The sequence below is a fragment of the Pseudomonas cremoris genome (genome assembly GCF_014230465.1).
On the sequence record NZ_JAAXCY010000011.1, the window covers coordinates 195,465 to 211,132 of the forward strand.

The 15,668-nt window shown below is 60.9% G+C and carries 13 protein-coding genes, 1 tRNA gene and 1 pseudogene; 3 read left to right on the forward strand and 12 right to left on the reverse strand.

Annotated elements, in window-relative coordinates:
* Together pfkB and ptsP are read right to left on the reverse strand one after the other, a co-directional pair.
* Window positions 1–921 (reverse strand): 1-phosphofructokinase, encoded by a 921-nt coding sequence (gene pfkB, locus HF257_RS25525; protein ID WP_185708315.1) that lies wholly within the window; start codon window positions 919–921, stop codon window positions 1–3.
* Window positions 922–3,780, reverse strand: coding sequence for a phosphoenolpyruvate--protein phosphotransferase (gene ptsP / locus HF257_RS25530; protein ID WP_185708314.1), 2,859 nt, complete (start codon window positions 3,778–3,780; stop codon window positions 922–924).
* Window positions 3,781–4,072: 292 nt separating this feature from the next.
* On the opposite strand from ptsP, the gene cra reads away from it, so the two are divergent.
* Both cra and HF257_RS25540 read left to right on the forward strand, forming a co-directional pair.
* Window positions 4,073–5,068, forward strand: coding sequence for a catabolite repressor/activator (cra, locus tag HF257_RS25535; RefSeq protein WP_185708313.1), 996 nt, complete (start codon window positions 4,073–4,075; stop codon window positions 5,066–5,068).
* Window positions 5,069–5,070: 2 nt separating this feature from the next.
* On the forward strand, window positions 5,071–5,847 hold the full coding sequence (locus HF257_RS25540; RefSeq protein WP_185708312.1) for a TatD family hydrolase: 777 nt from the start codon (window positions 5,071–5,073) through the stop codon (window positions 5,845–5,847).
* On the opposite strand, the gene HF257_RS25545 is transcribed toward HF257_RS25540, so the two are convergent.
* The 6 genes and pseudogenes from HF257_RS25545 to HF257_RS25565 form a co-directional block, all read right to left on the reverse strand.
* Window positions 5,794–6,225, reverse strand: a complete 432-nt coding sequence (locus tag HF257_RS25545) for a hypothetical protein (RefSeq protein ID WP_185708311.1) — start codon at window positions 6,223–6,225, stop codon at window positions 5,794–5,796. The genes HF257_RS25540 and HF257_RS25545 overlap by 54 nt on opposite strands.
* A 126-nt stretch (window positions 6,226–6,351) precedes the next feature.
* Window positions 6,352–7,065, reverse strand: a complete 714-nt coding sequence (locus HF257_RS33685) for a methyl-accepting chemotaxis protein (protein WP_408635735.1) — start codon at window positions 7,063–7,065, stop codon at window positions 6,352–6,354.
* Window positions 7,066–7,209: 144 nt separating this feature from the next.
* A pseudogene (locus HF257_RS33690) lies at window positions 7,210–8,349 on the reverse strand (HAMP domain-containing protein); the annotation flags it as partial.
* 178 nt (window positions 8,350–8,527) lie between these two features.
* Window positions 8,528–9,364, reverse strand: coding sequence for a regulatory signaling modulator protein AmpE (gene ampE, locus HF257_RS25555; protein ID WP_185708309.1), 837 nt, complete (start codon window positions 9,362–9,364; stop codon window positions 8,528–8,530).
* The gene (gene ampD, locus HF257_RS25560) at window positions 9,361–9,924 is read right to left on the reverse strand and encodes a 1,6-anhydro-N-acetylmuramyl-L-alanine amidase AmpD (protein ID WP_185708308.1); all 564 of its coding nucleotides are present in this window, start codon (window positions 9,922–9,924) and stop codon (window positions 9,361–9,363) included. Before ampD ends, ampE begins: the two co-directional genes overlap by 4 nt.
* 61 nt (window positions 9,925–9,985) lie before the next feature.
* Window positions 9,986–12,124: a DUF1631 domain-containing protein gene (locus HF257_RS25565; RefSeq protein ID WP_185708307.1), complete on the reverse strand. Its 2,139-nt coding sequence runs from the start codon at window positions 12,122–12,124 to the stop codon at window positions 9,986–9,988.
* A gap of 188 nt (window positions 12,125–12,312) precedes the next feature.
* On the opposite strand from HF257_RS25565, the gene nadC reads away from it, so the two are divergent.
* Window positions 12,313–13,161, forward strand: coding sequence for a carboxylating nicotinate-nucleotide diphosphorylase (gene nadC, locus HF257_RS25570; RefSeq protein WP_185708306.1), 849 nt, complete (start codon window positions 12,313–12,315; stop codon window positions 13,159–13,161).
* Window positions 13,162–13,212: 51 nt separating this feature from the next.
* Here nadC and HF257_RS25575 read toward each other — a convergent pair whose 3' ends face one another.
* The 4 genes from HF257_RS25575 to HF257_RS25590 all read right to left on the reverse strand — a co-directional run bounded on the left by HF257_RS25575 (window position 13,213) and on the right by HF257_RS25590 (window position 15,643).
* Complete coding sequence (locus HF257_RS25575) at window positions 13,213–13,518, reverse strand: DUF6388 family protein (protein WP_185708305.1); 306 nt, start codon at window positions 13,516–13,518, stop codon at window positions 13,213–13,215.
* A gap of 151 nt (window positions 13,519–13,669) precedes the next feature.
* Window positions 13,670–13,742: transfer RNA gene (locus HF257_RS25580), tRNA-Thr, on the reverse strand.
* Between the two features lie 48 nt (window positions 13,743–13,790).
* On the reverse strand, window positions 13,791–15,191 hold the full coding sequence (locus tag HF257_RS25585; protein ID WP_185708304.1) for an O-antigen ligase family protein: 1,401 nt from the start codon (window positions 15,189–15,191) through the stop codon (window positions 13,791–13,793).
* Window positions 15,192–15,226: 35 nt separating this feature from the next.
* Complete coding sequence (locus tag HF257_RS25590; RefSeq protein ID WP_185708450.1) at window positions 15,227–15,643, reverse strand: pilin; 417 nt, start codon at window positions 15,641–15,643, stop codon at window positions 15,227–15,229.
* Between the last annotated feature and the right edge of the window lie 25 nt (window positions 15,644–15,668).

Consider the following 15,668-nt stretch of genomic DNA (forward strand, 5'->3'; position numbering starts at 1 on the left):
TTATTGTTCTGTCAGCGTGCGCACATCGACGCCGCTTTGCAGGTGCGCCAACTGCGCATCGTCGCTGATGCCGAAACCAATCTGCGTCACCGCCATCGCGGCAATTGCCGTGGCCCGGCGCAAGGTTTGCTCCGGCGTATCGCCACTGAGCAACCCGTGGAGCATCCCGGCCAGCAATGAGTCGCCAGCACCTACCGTGCTTGCCACACTGACCTTAGGCGGCGTGGCGTGCAGCGCCCTACCCGGGCTGAACCAGCTCACACCTGCGGCGCCATCGGACACCACCACATGCTCCACACCCTGTTGATGCAATTGGCTGACAGCATCCGCGCAATGCCCCAGGGCTTCGGCCAGCTCTTCGGTATTGGGTTTGACCAACCAAGGGCCGGCCTTCAACCCGGCACGCAGCGCTTCGCCGCTGGTGTCCAGGGCGACTTTCAAACCGAGGTTTTTCAACGTTTCCAACAACCCCTGAAACCACTGCGGGCTGACGCCGTTTGGCAGGCTGCCGGCGACCACCACCGCATCGAATTCAAGGCCGATTGCCTCAACGCTCTTGAGCAGTTCTTTTTGCGCCTGCTCCCCCACCCAAGGCCCCGGCGCATTGATGTCGGTGACCCGGCCATCGTATTCGGCAATCTTGATATTGCTGCGGGTTTCGCCCGGAACGCGAACGAACGCATCGCCAAATCCACGGCTGGCAATCAGCGCCTCGAAAGCCTGCGGGTTGTCTTCACCCAGGAAGCCGCCCACGGTCACTTGATGGCCCAGGTCTGCCAACACCTGCGCCACATTCACGCCTTTGCCGGCGGCATGGGTGAGCATGGTTTCACTGCGATTGACTTCACCCGGTTCCAGGCGCGGCAGGCGCACCGTCAGGTCCAACGCCGGGTTCAGCGTCAGGGTCAGAATCCTTGCCATTTACACGGCCTCCACAAGGGCACGCACGTCGGCGGGCGAGCCCACCGCCAGTGCTTTTTGCGCCAGGCCCTGGGCCTCGCTCAAGCTGAATTCACGCACCCGCGCTTTCACTTCCGGGATGCTGCGGGCCGACACGCTCAACTCATCCACACCCAGGCCGATCAGCACCGGCACCGCCAGCGGGTCGGCGGCCAACTCGCCGCACACGCCAACCCACTTGCCATGGGCATGGGCGGCACGCACGGTGATGTCGATCAGTTGCAGTACCGCCGGGTGCAGGCCATCGGCCTGGGCCGACAGGGTTGGGTGGCCACGGTCGATGGCCAGGGTGTATTGGGTCAGGTCGTTGGTGCCGATGCTGAAAAAGTCGACTTCCTTGGCCAGTACCGGCGCGAGCAAAGCCGCCGATGGGACTTCGATCATGATGCCCAGTTGCAGGTCGGCCACCGGGATTTCCTGGCGCAGGCGTTCAGTCATGTCACGGGCGGCACGCCATTCATCAACGCTGCCGACCATGGGAAACATGATGCGCAGCGGACGGTTGTCTGCCGAGCGCAGCAGCGCGCGCAATTGCGCTTCCATGATCTGTGGGCGTTGCAGGGTCAGGCGAATGCCGCGCACGCCGAGGAAGGGGTTTTCTTCCTGAGCAATCGGCCAATACGGCAGCGGCTTGTCACCGCCCACATCCAGGGTGCGCACCACCAGCGGACGACCGCCGAGGCCGTCGAGTACACGGCGGTATTCGGCTTCCTGGGTGGCTTCATCCGGGGCTTGCGGATGAGCCATGAAGATCAGTTCGGTGCGCAACAAGCCGATGCCTTCGGCGCCCTGCTCTACTGCGCTAGCGACGCCGGCGCTTTCGCCGATGTTGGCGAACACTTCTACCGCGTGGCCGTCGCGGGTCAATGCCGGCTCATGGCGCTGGGCCGAAGCGGCTTGCAGGCGCTGCTCGCGGGTGTCGCGCTCGACAGTGGCGCGGTGCAGGGTCTCGGCGTCGGCGTCCACGTGCAGGCGGCCGCGCTGGCCGTCGAGCAACAATGGCGTACCAGAGGCCAGCAGCAACACACCAGGACCCGCGCCAACCAGCGCAGGAATGCCGAGGGCACGAGCGACGATGGCGCTGTGGGCCGTGGCGCCACCACGGGCAGTGAGGATGCCGGCGACACGCGCCGGGTCCAGGCGCGCAACGTCGGATGGACCGACTTCGTCCATCACCAGGATGTAGGGTTCACTGGGTTCCTGAGCGGTTTCGACACCGCACAGTTGCGCCAATACACGACGACCGATGTCACGCAGGTCGGCGGCGCGCTCGGCGAGCAAGGCGTCCTGCAACGACTCTTGCTGTTTGGCGGCGGCTTCGATCACGCTCATCCACGCGGCTTCGGCGCTTTCACCTTGCTTGAGGCGGGTGTCGACTTCGTCGGTCAATTCCGGGTCGTCGAGCATTTCCTGGTGGGTGATGAAAATCTCGCGGATGGCCTTGGACGGATTGCGCTCGATCAAACCCTGAATGTCACCGCGCACGTCGATCAAGGCGGTTTGCAGGCGTTGACGTTCGATCACGGCGGACTCGCCGCGCAGTGGGTATTCGAACACCTGTTGAACCTGGATATGCGCAGGGCCAATGGCAATGCCCGGCGCAGCGGCAATGGCCTGGATCTGGCTGCCGGCCAAGGGCGCGTTGATCACCGGCTCGATATCGAGGACTGCGGGCTGGGCACTCACGGTCGGCAGCGGTTCGACTTCTTCGCCAAGGCCTTCTTCCACCGCGGCCAACAGGGCGGGCAGCGCGTCGCCGGCAATCGTCGGTTCGGCGACAAATTCCAACACCTGGCCGCGCCGTGCACCCAGGCTCAGCAGCTTGCTCAGGCTTTTCACCGACACGGCGCCCACCGGGCCATCGACGATGCGCACGCGGAGGTCGCCATCAAAGTTCTTTGCCAATTGTGCGAGGATCTTTGCCGGGCGCGCGTGCAAGCCATGGGCGTTGGCCAGGGTGATACGGGCGCTGGGCCAATCGGGCGGCAACTCGCCACCGAGTACTTCCAACACGGCACGGCTACTGGTGGCGCGACCCAGTTCCTGACCACGACCTTCGATCAGCAAGGCGCACAGGCGCTCCAGCAGAGCTTGATGGGCTTCGCCGAGGCTGGCCAGGCAGAACAGGCCATTGAGCGGCTGGCCGAGATAACGCATGGGCTTGTCCGGCGTGACAAATGCCAGGCCCGGTCGCTTGACGGTCTGCTCACTGTGCAGCCACCACAGGCCATCGCCCAGGGGCAGCGCATCGACTTGTTGCAAGACGGCGGCAAAACCATTGCTGACGCAATCGGCCTGACGTAGCAGGCGCGCACCGCGCCAGACCAGCTCTTCAAAGTCATCGGCAGACACGCCGAGGCTGATCATCTGCGCGTCCAGCGCCAGTTCCTGCGGCGCACCTTGCAGCAGTTTCAGCAACGCCTCTGCGGACCCGGCTCGGCGCAACGCCTGGCCCAGGTCGGTTTCACCGAGGGCGCGGGTGAGCAGTTGCAGCAGGCGCAGGTGTTCATCGGATTTGGCGGCGATGCCGATGGCCAGGTAGACGATCTGGCCATCGCCCCAGTCCACCCCTTCGGGGAACTGCAGCAGGCGCACGCCGGTGGAAAACACCTGGTCGCGGGTTTCGGGGGTGCCGTGGGGGATGGCAATGCCTTGGCCGAGAAAGGTCGAGCCTTGGGCTTCACGGGCTTGCAAGCCGCTGAGGTAACCCTCGGCGACCAGGCCATCGGCCACCAGTTTTTCAGCGAGCAGGTGCAAGGCAGCAGATTTATCCACAGCCACCTGGCCCATGGAAATCTGCTCTACAGTGAGCTCAAGCATGCCGTTCTCCTAGTTAGTGCGGTGGGTGCACTAGGTATTGTTTTGAAATAACAGTGTATGGCGTTGCGAAATAACTGACTGAGTAGTCAATTGGCAGTAGCCACTCAGTAGCGAATATCGTAAAAATACGCTTGCTGAAACGTTTAATCTAGAATTTATGGCAGATTACGCGTTAATTGCGCAACCTTGAAGAACCACTCGGCGTTTGAGCTTGGACCTTGGTCGTGTGCTGGAATCGGTTACGATTGGACAAAATGTCGGGGCAAGCTCAAAAAAACAAGGAAATCCCGGTTTGAAACTCAGTGATATCGCACGTCTCGCCGGTGTGTCCGTGACCACCGCCAGCTACGTCATCAATGGCAAGGCCGAACAACAACGGATCAGTAGCGCAACCGTCGAGCGGGTGCGTGCCGTGGTTGAAGCCCATGGCTTTACCCCCAACCCCCAGGCCGCCGGTCTGCGCAGTCGGCACACGCGCACCTTGGGCTTTATCCTGCCCGACCTGGAAAACCCCAGTTACGCACGCATCGCCAAGCTCTTGGAGCAAGGTGCGCGGGCACGCGGCTATCAATTGCTGATCGCCAGTTCCGACGATGAGGCCGACAGCGAGCGCCAGTTGCTGCAACTGTTCCGCGCCCGGCGCTGTGATGCGTTGTTTGTGGCCAGTTGCCTGCAGCCCAGCGACGACAGTTACCGTGAGCTGCAAGCCAAGGGCCTGCCGGTGATTGCGATCGACCGGGAAATGGACTCGACGCAGTTTTGCTCGGTGGTCAGCGATGACCGCCAGGCCAGCCAGCAATTGACCGCCAGCCTGCTGCAACTCAAGCCCAAGCAAATCGTGCTGCTGGGTGCACGGGCCGAGTTGAGCATCAGCCAGGAGCGTACAAAGGGATTCTCGTTGGCCCTGCGCGACGCCGACGTGGAGAACAGCATCGAGCACGGCCTGGCCTTCAGCCGCGAGTGCGGCAAAAAGATGATGGAAGAACTCCTGCAACGCCTGGGGCATTTGCCTGATGCGCTGATCACTACATCCTACGTGCTGTTGCAAGGTGTGTTTGATGCGCTGCATGAGGTGCCACTCAAGCAACGGCAAATGCGCCTGGGCACCTTTGGTGACACCCAGTTACTGGATTTTTTGCCGCTGCCCGTCAACGCCATGGCCCAGCAGCATCAACTGATTGCCGATACCGCCCTGAAACTGGCGTTAGCGGCGATTGAAGAACAGCACTACCAGCCTGGCGTGCACGCCATCGGCCGCACGTTCAAGCAGCGTATCCACGAGGCCTGAGCGTGGAACTGATCGATACCCACACCCACCTCGACTTCCCCGACTTCGACAGCGATCGACGGGAAGTCCTCGCCCACAGCCGTGAACTCGGCGTACGGCGCATGGTGGTGCTGGGGGTTTATCAGCAGAATTGGCAGCGGCTGTGGGACCTGGTGCAAGCCGATGCAGGCTTGTTCGCCGCCTTTGGCCTGCACCCGGTGTATCTGGACGGCCACCGGCCCGCCGACCTGACGGAGCTGGGCGACTGGCTGACGCGCCTGCACGGCAACCGACAACTCTGCGCGGTGGGTGAGATCGGCCTGGACTACTTTCTTGAAGATCTGGACCGCGAACGCCAACAACGCCTGTTTGAAGCCCAGCTCAAGCTGGCAGTGGATTTCCAACTGCCAGCGCTGCTGCATGTTCGCCGCAGCCACGCGGCGGTGATCGCCACCCTCAAACGCATCCGCGTGCCGCGGGGCGGCATCATCCATGCATTTGCCGGCAGCCGCGAAGAAGCCCGCGAGTACATCAAGCTCGGCTTCAAACTGGGACTGGGCGGCGCTGCCACCTGGCCTCAGGCCCTGCGCATGCACAAGGTGCTGGCACAGTTGCCGTTGGACGCCGTGGTGTTGGAAACCGACTCACCGGATATGGCACCCGCCATGTACCCCGGCCAGCGCAATAGCCCGCAACACTTGCCGGACATCTGCAACGCCCTTGCCGAACGCATGGGCCTCAGCTCCCTATTGCTGGCTGAGGCGAGCACACGCAATGCGTGCGAGCTGTTCAATTGGTAATGCCGGCGTAACCACTTGCAGGTCCAGCGTAATCCGCTGGCGGTAGCGGACATATCGCAGTACCAAAAAATGCACCAGCAGCACGACCAGCGATACGTTGAACTGCCCGATCACGCTGATCAGCCCCACCCACTCCGCCACCAAGGCCACGAGGAGCACCACGCAGGTCAGCACCAGCATGCTGGGGCGTACCATAGCCCAATGATCCAGTGCCTTGAACTCGCGCAATTGCCTTGGGCAATTCAATTGCAGGACCCGTTGGCAGTAAGGGCAATCGAACGGTTCCTCAATGGCGATAGCATTCAGTTGCCAAGGTTTGAGTTCGAAGGTGATATCGCAGTGGGCGCAGTGCCCTTTGATGCCGATTGCAGTGGTCATCACTGTGCTCCCTTGGAAGTCGACTTGAGTGGAACAAATTCTGACTTATTCAGGTGAACAGAAAAGGTCCGTAGGGAAATCAGGACATACACCACAGTCGCTACAGGCAATTCCTACACCCTTGGCCTACACACGAAACGCGCCAATCAATTGCTTCAGCTCGATGACCTGCATCGACAGCTGTCGACTTGCTGCTTCGGTCTGATGAGCGCCGTCGGCTGCGTGCTCGCCTGCACGGTTGATTTCGACGATGTTCTGGTCGATATCGTGAGCGACCGCCGTCTGTTGTTCCACGGCTGCGGCGATCTGTTGGTTCTGATCGACGATCATGCCTACCGCTCCGAGGATATTTTCCAACGCCTGCTGGACCTTTTCCGACTGCCCCACCGTGCCGTTGGCCATTTCATGGCTGGTGCCCATAGCCTTCACAGCGGCAGCTACGCCGCTGTGCAGCCGACTGATCATCTGATCGATTTCCTCGGTTGAACGCTGGGTACGCCGCGCCAGGGTGCGTACTTCATCGGCCACCACCGCAAAACCACGCCCTTGCTCACCGGCTCGGGCGGCCTCGATGGCGGCATTGAGCGCCAGCAGGTTGGTTTGTTCGGCAATGCTTTTGATCACTTCCAGTACGCTACTGATGGATTGGCTGTCGGTAGCCAACTGGTTGATCACGTGCACCGACTGTTCAATTTCCGAAGCCAGCCGCGCAATACTGCCCTGCTGGGATTGCACCAACCCACGACCGCTGACGGTTTCGTCGTTGACGCTGTGGGCGCTGCTGACCGCCGCCGCCGCGCTGCGCGCCACTTCCTGGGCGGTGGACGACATCTGGTTCATGGCGGTAGCCACTTGTTCGATTTGGGTACGCTGCCCGGACACGGCCTGGTTACTGTGGGCCGATACCGTTTCCACTTGGCTTGCCTGCCATTCAACTTGGCCTACGGTATGCCCGACGCGCTCGATCAAGTCATGGATCTTCGCCACGGTGCCGTTGAACACCTGGCCCAGATCGCCCAGTTCATCGCGGCTGTGGGAAACAAAGGTGACGGTCATATCCCCGGCCGCCACCTTGTCCATCATCAAGCCCAGGCGCCGCAGCGTGGTGCGCGTGGAGGCGTAGAAGCCGCCATACAAATAAAAGATCAGCAAAAATACCGCCGTCAGGGCCGAGACCAACACCACCATATGTGTACGGTTTTGCGCCAGGCGCTGCTCCAGCTGTTGCCCGATGAACGCCAGGGTCGCCTCATTGAGCTGGTAGGTCTGGGCCATCAATTGGCTGACATTGTCATAAAAACCCTGCCACGGGGTGTCGAGGGTTTCTGCCATCACCACCTGTTCTTCAAACAACTCGCTGCCTTTTTTGAGGCTGGCGTTGCTGGCCGTGGCCAGGCTGTCGAGCGCAGTGTGTGCGGCTTTGCTGGCGCCGAGGGCATCCTGCAGTTTCAAGCCATATTCGGCCTGGAGTTTTTCCATCTGCTGCAGCAATTCGTCAAAGCGCGTGCTGGAAGACGAGTTGAGAAAGCCCTGGCCGAGGGAATAGGCGCCCATCGCCCGGCCTTCACCCAGGGTCTGGGTAATTTGCGGGGTAACGCTGGTGATCAGTTCACTGAGTTGGCGCAGGTCGCTTTGAGGATCGCGGCTCAGGCCAGATTGGCTGGCGATGATCTGGCTGAGCATTTGCGCCTTGTTCAGTAACTTGCCGATCAATGCGCTTTTGCTCTGCAGAGAGGTTTCCTGTTGCTGGGCTTTGAAGGCCGCAATCAACTCATCGCGCTTGGCGTCAAAAGCAGCGATCTGCTCAGGCTCGGTGGCCATGGTGGTGAGGCTTTGCAGGCGGCTGAGAACACTCTGTTCCAGGGCGCTGATCTTGCTCTCAAGGTCGCCAGCCTTGCCGGATTGGCCGAGGGTTGCATTGATCTGCACCTGGTTGTTGAGGGTTTCCAGGTCGCGCCGCAGGGCCAGGCTGCTGCCGAGCAAATCGAGGCTTTGCAATTCGATACGGGTGCCCTGGAATTCGCGCCAGGAATCACGTACCAGATAATAGTTGGTCGCCAGCATCGGCAGCAGGAACAGCACGCTGATCAGGCTGAACTTCATGCCGAAACTCAGACGGTTCATCAGCGCGACGGCGGGATAGAGCAAGCTCTTCACAGGTGAACTCCCTTTCTTTTATTTTTATTGAGGCGCAGGGCGGCAGTTAGCCATCACCTGTATAGCTCAATTTGAAAGGGAGTTTTGTAACTTAAGGTTAACAACACGTATGCGGCGAGGGGGCAAGCCCCCCCACTGCATTGAGCTAAGGCAATACCGTCCAGATCGCAAACCCGGCATACCACAACACCGCCGCGCGCAGCAGCAGCTCCCACAGGCGGTCCAGGCTGTTGATACCATCGGCACCCACTACCGGCGGCGGGATTTCAGCGGCCACCAGGCCGACTTTTTCCACCAGTTGAGCGGCGCTGATGTCCCAGCTCAACAGCTCGTGAAGCATCACTCGACTGACCGCGACGAAATTGCCCACCAGCGCAAAACTGGCCGCCAGCAAGCGTACTGGCAACCAGTCGAAAGCATGGCGCAGTTGCCCAGCACGCTCGGCCACCAGCGGGTTCTGGCTGTGTTCACTGGCCAATGCCAGCAGGCGATAGGCAAGCGCTGCAACCGGACCCAACAGGAAGTACCAGAAGATCACCGCGAAAAAACTCTGGTATGCCTGCCACAGCAGATGAGCCTGGACACGTTCGAGCAGTTGCTCGCCGCTGTCGGCGCTCAGGCTCAGGTCACGTTCAGCCACATGCTCGGCGGCTTGCAGATCACCCCGGCGCCAGGCATCCCGAAAGGGGCCGAGCCCGGCCAACAGGTCGCCCCGGCCCAAGCTGTAGATCACCACCAGCAGGTGCACCGGCAGTGCCAGCAGGCCATAGGCCACGGGTTCCAGCACCAGCAGCAACAACGCCAGCAAGGCCACTGGCAACAACACCAACAGCGCCAAAATCAGCCAGGGTTGTTTGCCCACACGCGGGTTCGACTCCAACTTCGCCAGCTCGCGCAACCATCCACCGTCACGTTGCAACCGCTGACGCAGGGCCGAGAACTTCTCGATCCACACGGCCAGCACTAACACCAAGAAACTCATCGTGCGTGTCCTCCATCCTGCAGGGCGCTGCGAAAGCGCGTCCAATCAAAAGCCGGGCCTGGATCGGTCTTGCGTCCCGGCGCGATATCACTGTGACCACAAATGCGCTGGGGGGTGATACCTGGGTAGGCCGCCAACAACTGACGAGCCAGGTCGGTCAGCGACGCGTACTGGGCGTCAGTGAACGGCAGGTCATCGGTGCCCTCCAGTTCTATCCCCAAGGAAAAATCGTTGCAGGTTTCGCGACCTTCGAAACGCGAAACGCCGGCGTGCCAGGCCCGGTCGATACAGGACACAAACTGCGTCACGGTGCCGTCACGTTCAATCAGAAAATGCGCGGACACGCGTAGGTCAGCGATCCCTTCAAAGTAGGGATGCTCCGTGACATCCAGACGATTCTGGAAAAACTCCTGCACTTTACCGGTGGCGAACTGCGCCGGTGGCAAGCTGATGTTGTGCACCACCAACAGCGAGATCTCGCCTGCGGGGCGCTCGTTGAAGTTGGGAGAAGGGCAATGACGAATGCCCTGGCACCAACCGCTGGCGGGATCCAACTGCATACCGGTTCCTTGAACGAGACAAAGTATGACCAGTATGCCGCGTTCGACCCCGCGGTTGCGATCACTTGCCGCGATTGAGTTGACGCAGCCTGCCAACCACCGCCGCCAGCGCCCGCTCGAACAATGGCCCTTCGTCCAAGCTATGCAGCGCGCCTCGCTTGAACGCCAGCGCCAGTTGGCCGGCACTCCGTTCCAGGACCTTGAGCCCCATGCGGCTGACGAAAATATAAGTGTTGGCCGGTGCCATGATCGCGGTGAGCTTGCAGCGTTGGGTGCTGACTTCGTGGTCGTCGAACTCCACCCAACCACCGAGCCGCAATTGATGAACCTTGAGCAGGTCCGGATCATTGTCTGGCAGATCTACAGCGAGCTCTGGCGACATGGCGCTGAGCACAAAAGGCTCGCGTATTTCGACCAACTCGTCGACACCCTCGGGCGCCTGGATGTGCAGGGCCTGCAAACGCAGGAAAAACTCACGGGTGCTGAAAGGATCGAACGCGGCGCTGGTCAGGCCGTCACGCAGCGCCTTGAGTAACTTCGGCACCTGCTCAATCAGCTCGGTGTTGCCCTGCTGGCTGACACTCCAGACCAACTCATCCAGGGTGCGCAACCCCGTTTGCCATTGCACCGACTGCTCACCGTACTTGAGGTTGGCGAGCAAGAGCACCTGGCTCCAGGCCTGCTGCAAGAACTGCAAGACGGAGCGCGGCAAGACCTTCCCCAACAAACGTCGATTCAGCACATCAGCCACTCGCTGGCGCACCGCCTCAGTACGCAAGCGTGCCTCCTCAGTGTCGCGGGTATGCTGTTCAAGCAACTCGCTACGCCGCCACTCTTCGGCGGTGAACACGCGGAACTCAGCCAACAGTTGGACAAAAATCGCTGGGTCGTCGACAAACTCGTTGAGCAAACGCTGGACTGCCTGCTCGATGCGCAGGTACAGGGTGTCGCGCTGATAGTCATCGCGCGGGCTCCACGTCATGGCGGCAGCCGCGACCTCATTGAGCAGACGCCGCGCCGGGTGGCTGGCGCAGCTGAGAATGCTTTTGTCCAACACCGCGACTTTCAACACCGGGATCTGCAGGCGGGCGATCAACGCCTTGAAGGCGTTCGGCACCGTGCGGTCGTTACGGATAAATTCAAACAGCATCGCGATCAGGTTGATCACGTCTTCGTCCGCAGCCTCTACAACCCGTGATTTGCCGCTCTTGACGCTGACTCGGGTGAGCAGCTGCTCAAGTTGGTTGCGCAGGTCAAAATCGTCTTCGGCGTCCGGCTCCGGCACATATTGCTGCAAATGCGAGAGCAGACGCAGCAGGTCTCGAGAGGAAATCGGCAGGGTTTCGGCGCCAGGCTCCAGGGTCGGCGAAACACTGCCGCGTACTGCAGTGAGCAGCCCTTGCAGGGCAGCAAACGCTTGCTGGCCGCTCTCACCAACAGGCTGATCAGCGTTCGACGCTTCCTCTTCACGCGGAAGTTCACGGGCCGCACGCCCACCCGGGCGCCGCGACGGCACAGCCTTGAGCCCAGGCAACACGCCAGTCGCAACCAGCAGTTGATTGGCTTCGCCGTACAATTGGTCGGCGTCGCTGAGCACGTACCTCTCAAAGAGCTTGAGCATGATCAGCTTGACGCGGATTTCTACGCCGAGACTGCGCCCTGCCCGCAGGAAGCATTCGCACAGCAACGCGGGCCCAAGGGGATTTTCACGGTCATCCAGGCGATTACCCAGCAGGGTACTCAAGCGCGTGGTGAGTTGCCCCAGGGCCAGACCGTCGCGGTGGCGCACACGGCCCAGCATGGCCTCAAGGGCCACGGCTTTTTCCAGCTCGTCCTTGGAAGTGCCCGGCGCGGTTTCGTAGGACACCACCGGCACCAATTGCCGCTCGCCACGCCCGGCCAGGCTCAGGCTGGCGAAGGCTTCGAAAAGCCGTTCCATGAACACGCGCTCGAAATTCTTGCGCTTGAGGCGCAAGTCACGCATGGCTTCGAAGAAAATATGATGGTCAACGTTGCTGCGAGCCTTATCCGCCATTTCGAACAACGTGTCATCGGCGTTATCGAACAGCTCCTGCAAACCTTGCTGCAACTGTTGCGCCGCTTTGTCGCGAACCTGCAGCAACACCACCGGCAGTCGGGCGAGCGGCGATGGCGTGGCGTGTGCCTTGTTGATCGGCACCACCTTTCCGTCATTGTGCATCCTGGCCTCCTGAAACGGCGGTATTGGCAGACGTCAAAGCTATGACGCCAATTGCAAGGCGCGAGATTATCTTGCAAACGGGGGTCGTTACGCCAGTGCACTCTGCCATTTGGTCGTAAATGAGCAGGCCGCTGGGTTCAAACGCGCACTGCCCCTATAATCGGGGCACTTTGTTTGTGGAGCCTGTTATGCCGAATCTCCGTCTTGCCGACCTCACCGCCGAAATCGAAGCCAACGTGCGCCGTGCACTGCTGGAAGACATCGGCAGTGGCGACATCACCGCGCAGTTGATCCCGGCCGAACGGCTGGCCACAGCCACGATCATCACCCGTGATGCGGCTGTTATCAGCGGTACGGCCTGGGTGGATGCCGTGTTCCGCCAACTGGACCCACGGGTTGCCGTGCATTGGCAGGTGGCCGACGGCGAACGCGTAAGCCCCAACCAGGTGTTGTTCCACCTCGAAGGCCCGGCGCGGTCGCTGCTGAGTGGCGAACGTTGCGCGCTGAATTTTCTGCAACTGCTGTCCGGCGTTGCGACTCGCGCCCAGTACCTGGCGGATTTCGTCGGCAGCACTCAAGTCAAGCTGCTGGACACCCGCAAAACCCTGCCCGGCCTGCGCCTGGCGCAGAAGTACGCGGTAACCTGCGGCGGCTGCCACAACCATCGCATCGGGCTGTATGACGCTTTCCTTATCAAGGAAAACCATATCGCTGCCTGCGGTGGCATCGCCCAAGCCATCAGCGCCGCCCACAAGATCGCACCAGGCAAGCCGGTTGAAATCGAAGTGGAAAGCCTGGAAGAACTGCGCGAAGCACTGGCGGCGGGCGCCGACATCATCATGCTCGATGAGCTGAGCCTGGAAGACATGCGTGAAGCCGTGCGCCTGACCGGCGGCAAGGCCAAGCTGGAAGCCAGCGGCGGGATCAATGAAAGCACCCTGCTGCCCATTGCTGAAACCGGGGTGGACTACATCTCCATCGGTGCAATGACCAAGGACGTGAAGGCAGTGGATTTGTCGATGCGCCTAAGCATCTAAGGCCTTGTAGTGAGCGGGCTTGCCCCGCGCTGGGCAAACCCGCTCACTCATTCAGACGACGAGATCATTCATCTCGCAATACTCGTCCCATTCAACCCCCAGCACCTCCGCTGCCTCTTTGTGCAAGGCCAGCCGTGCCGCTTCGAACTCTTCCGGTGTCGAGGTGTACTTGAGGGTCAGTTCCCAAGGCTGATAGCCCTGGCTTTCGGCCTCGTCCTCGAATGCCCACTGGATCTGGTCACGCTGATCATCAGCGCTTAGATCCTTGATCTCTTCTTTAAGCTGCGGCGATTCCTCGAGGTATTTTTCGAGGGCTGCTTGATGCCGAACTTCCTGGGTCATTTCAGTCGTGGTCATGTTGTTCTCTTTGGATCGAGGAATGGGGATGCATCTGGGTCATCAAGGTTGCGCAGATACAAAAGAGCGGGCACGAATGCCGGCACGTCTGGCCTTCAGAACCATTCTGGGATCATCTGAAAACATTGCCTTTGGAACAGTGTTGCCTCTTTGCCCGAGACAGGAATCGAACCTGCGACCTTCGCGTTACGAGTGCGCTGCTCTACCGGCTGAGCTACACGGGCGGTGGGCTAAAGCTAGCACCGCATTGGGCGTCCGGCAACTTGCGGCCTTCAGCGGGCAATCACGCCCTGGGCCCAGAAACGCGGCTGCAACAAGTTGTCATGGGTGCTTAGGTACTGCTGCTGGGCTTGATTGATCTGAGGCAGGTCGCGAACGACAATAAAGACCAACAGACCAACGGACACTACCGTCAGCGCTTTCCACACGCCCCAAGCCAACGGCAACGCCGTCGGTGCCGGGGTTCGCCATACATGCAGCGCCATCAGCCAGCCCACCACCAACGCCAGCCATACCTGGGAATTGGGCATCACGATCACGCCATCGACCATCGACTGCACCAACGCCGCGATCAATGCGGCAAGCAGGCATAGCCGCAACAGGTCTGCACGCTTGGTAGACAGCATCCGTTCACGCACCTCAGCCACCGTGGCCCAACCGCCCCGCCACGCCAAAACCGCAACGCACAACGCCGATGGCACACCCCACTCGCTGGTCCATTGCAAAATGGCCTGATGAGGATGGGCGGCAGTCTTGTTGGCAATATCGGCAAAGTGCATCGGCCCGAAGCCCAGCCAAGGACGCTCTACGAGCATATGCCACGCCTGCCACCAGATCGGGCCACGACCCGACAGCGAGGTGGTAAGGCGGTCACTGGCAGCGCTGGCGATCTCGACCCCCAAATAGCCCGCCAGCACCGTGAATACCGCCCCGTACAACAACACCCCGCCAACCACCGCAGCCAGTTGCCACCCCAACCAGCGTCGCCCCGAAGGCCCCAGCGCCGCCAAGACCACACCCGCGACGACCATGCCAAGCCAGGTGCCACGTGTACCACCACTGATAGCGATCAACCACCAGACGCACAGCAACGCAAACACCGCGCCTCGCCAGGCGCGTGAAACATTGGGGATCAGCAAAGGCAGCGCCAGCAGTGGCAAGGTGAATGTCTGGAACTGGCCGTAGAAGCGCTTGTTGGAAAAACCGGACAGCAGCGAATCAGGGTCGAGCGTTGACGCGCCACTGGTGAATGCGAGCCCGCCTGCGTGCAGGTATTGGATCGACTTGATCAGGCACAGTCCCGTCACCACCAGGATCAGGGTCCGGTCCAACGCTTCGCCGCCGTGACGACGGAGCAGGGCAAATGCCACCGCGATCGCCCCACAACTGATAAACACCGCCATCTCGGTGAACGCCCAAAGGGGCTGGTGGGCCAGCACCGAGGACAGCAACCCAAGCGCGATGATCAGCGCCAGGCCCAGGGCGGTCGGCCGGTCCACCAACCGCTCACTGGGGGCGACCGACAGTCCATACAGCACTGCGCAAAACCCGATGGCAACTTGCATCACCCGCTGCAGGTCGTGCCCACTGAACGGAACACACACCCCAACGACCAACAGGCACACCGTTAATACCAGGAAAACTTTGCCACGTTGCTGTACGGATAACGCCATCAGCCACCTCTACGTCCATGCAGATGGTTTAGCAGTTATGCGCCGTTGGTGCCGCACCCCTTGGCAACATATTTTTCTTCAGCGGTCGTGGTGCAGGCCCAGCCGGTGGTGGCGCTGCGTGTGAGGGTGATGGTTTTGTTCAGCACCGGCGCCGGGGCATCGATAATTTCGCAACTGATCGCGCCGGCGCCGGTGGCCACGTCGCCTGTCACGGCGATCTTGCAGTTGGCGGTGGTGTCACCAGTGCCACCGATCAACGCCAGGGTCGGCACGGTGCCTTGGTTGATAGTGGATTCGTACCCGGCTTTAAGCGCCGTAATTTCTGCCAGGCCGGCGGTGAACTTGGCCTTGGCCTGATGGGTGGTGTACATCGGCAGGCCAATGGTGGCCAAAATGCCGATGATTGCAACGACGATCAACAACTCGATCAGGGTAAAACCTTTTTGACGTATCACATTCACTCTCCAGGATAGAACT

Bases quoted from the DNA above. Each gene is read 5' to 3' on its own strand.
- HF257_RS25575 (WP_185708305.1), bottom strand. From the start codon at position 13,518: ATGACCACGACTGAAATGACCCAGGAAGTTCGGCATCAAGCAGCCCTC.
- nadC (WP_185708306.1), top strand. From the start codon at position 12,313: ATGCCGAATCTCCGTCTTGCCGACCTCACCGCCGAAATCGAAGCCAAC.
- HF257_RS25585 (WP_185708304.1), bottom strand. From the start codon at position 15,191: ATGGCGTTATCCGTACAGCAACGTGGCAAAGTTTTCCTGGTATTAACG.
- ptsP (WP_185708314.1), bottom strand. From the start codon at position 3,780: ATGCTTGAGCTCACTGTAGAGCAGATTTCCATGGGCCAGGTGGCTGTG.
- pfkB (WP_185708315.1), bottom strand. From the start codon at position 921: ATGGCAAGGATTCTGACCCTGACGCTGAACCCGGCGTTGGACCTGACG.
- HF257_RS25565 (WP_185708307.1), bottom strand. From the start codon at position 12,124: ATGCACAATGACGGAAAGGTGGTGCCGATCAACAAGGCACACGCCACG.
- ampE (WP_185708309.1), bottom strand. From the start codon at position 9,364: ATGAGTTTCTTGGTGTTAGTGCTGGCCGTGTGGATCGAGAAGTTCTCG.
- ampD (WP_185708308.1), bottom strand. From the start codon at position 9,924: ATGCAGTTGGATCCCGCCAGCGGTTGGTGCCAGGGCATTCGTCATTGC.
- HF257_RS33685 (WP_408635735.1), bottom strand. From the start codon at position 7,065: ATGAACCAGATGTCGTCCACCGCCCAGGAAGTGGCGCGCAGCGCGGCG.
- HF257_RS25545 (WP_185708311.1), bottom strand. From the start codon at position 6,225: ATGACCACTGCAATCGGCATCAAAGGGCACTGCGCCCACTGCGATATC.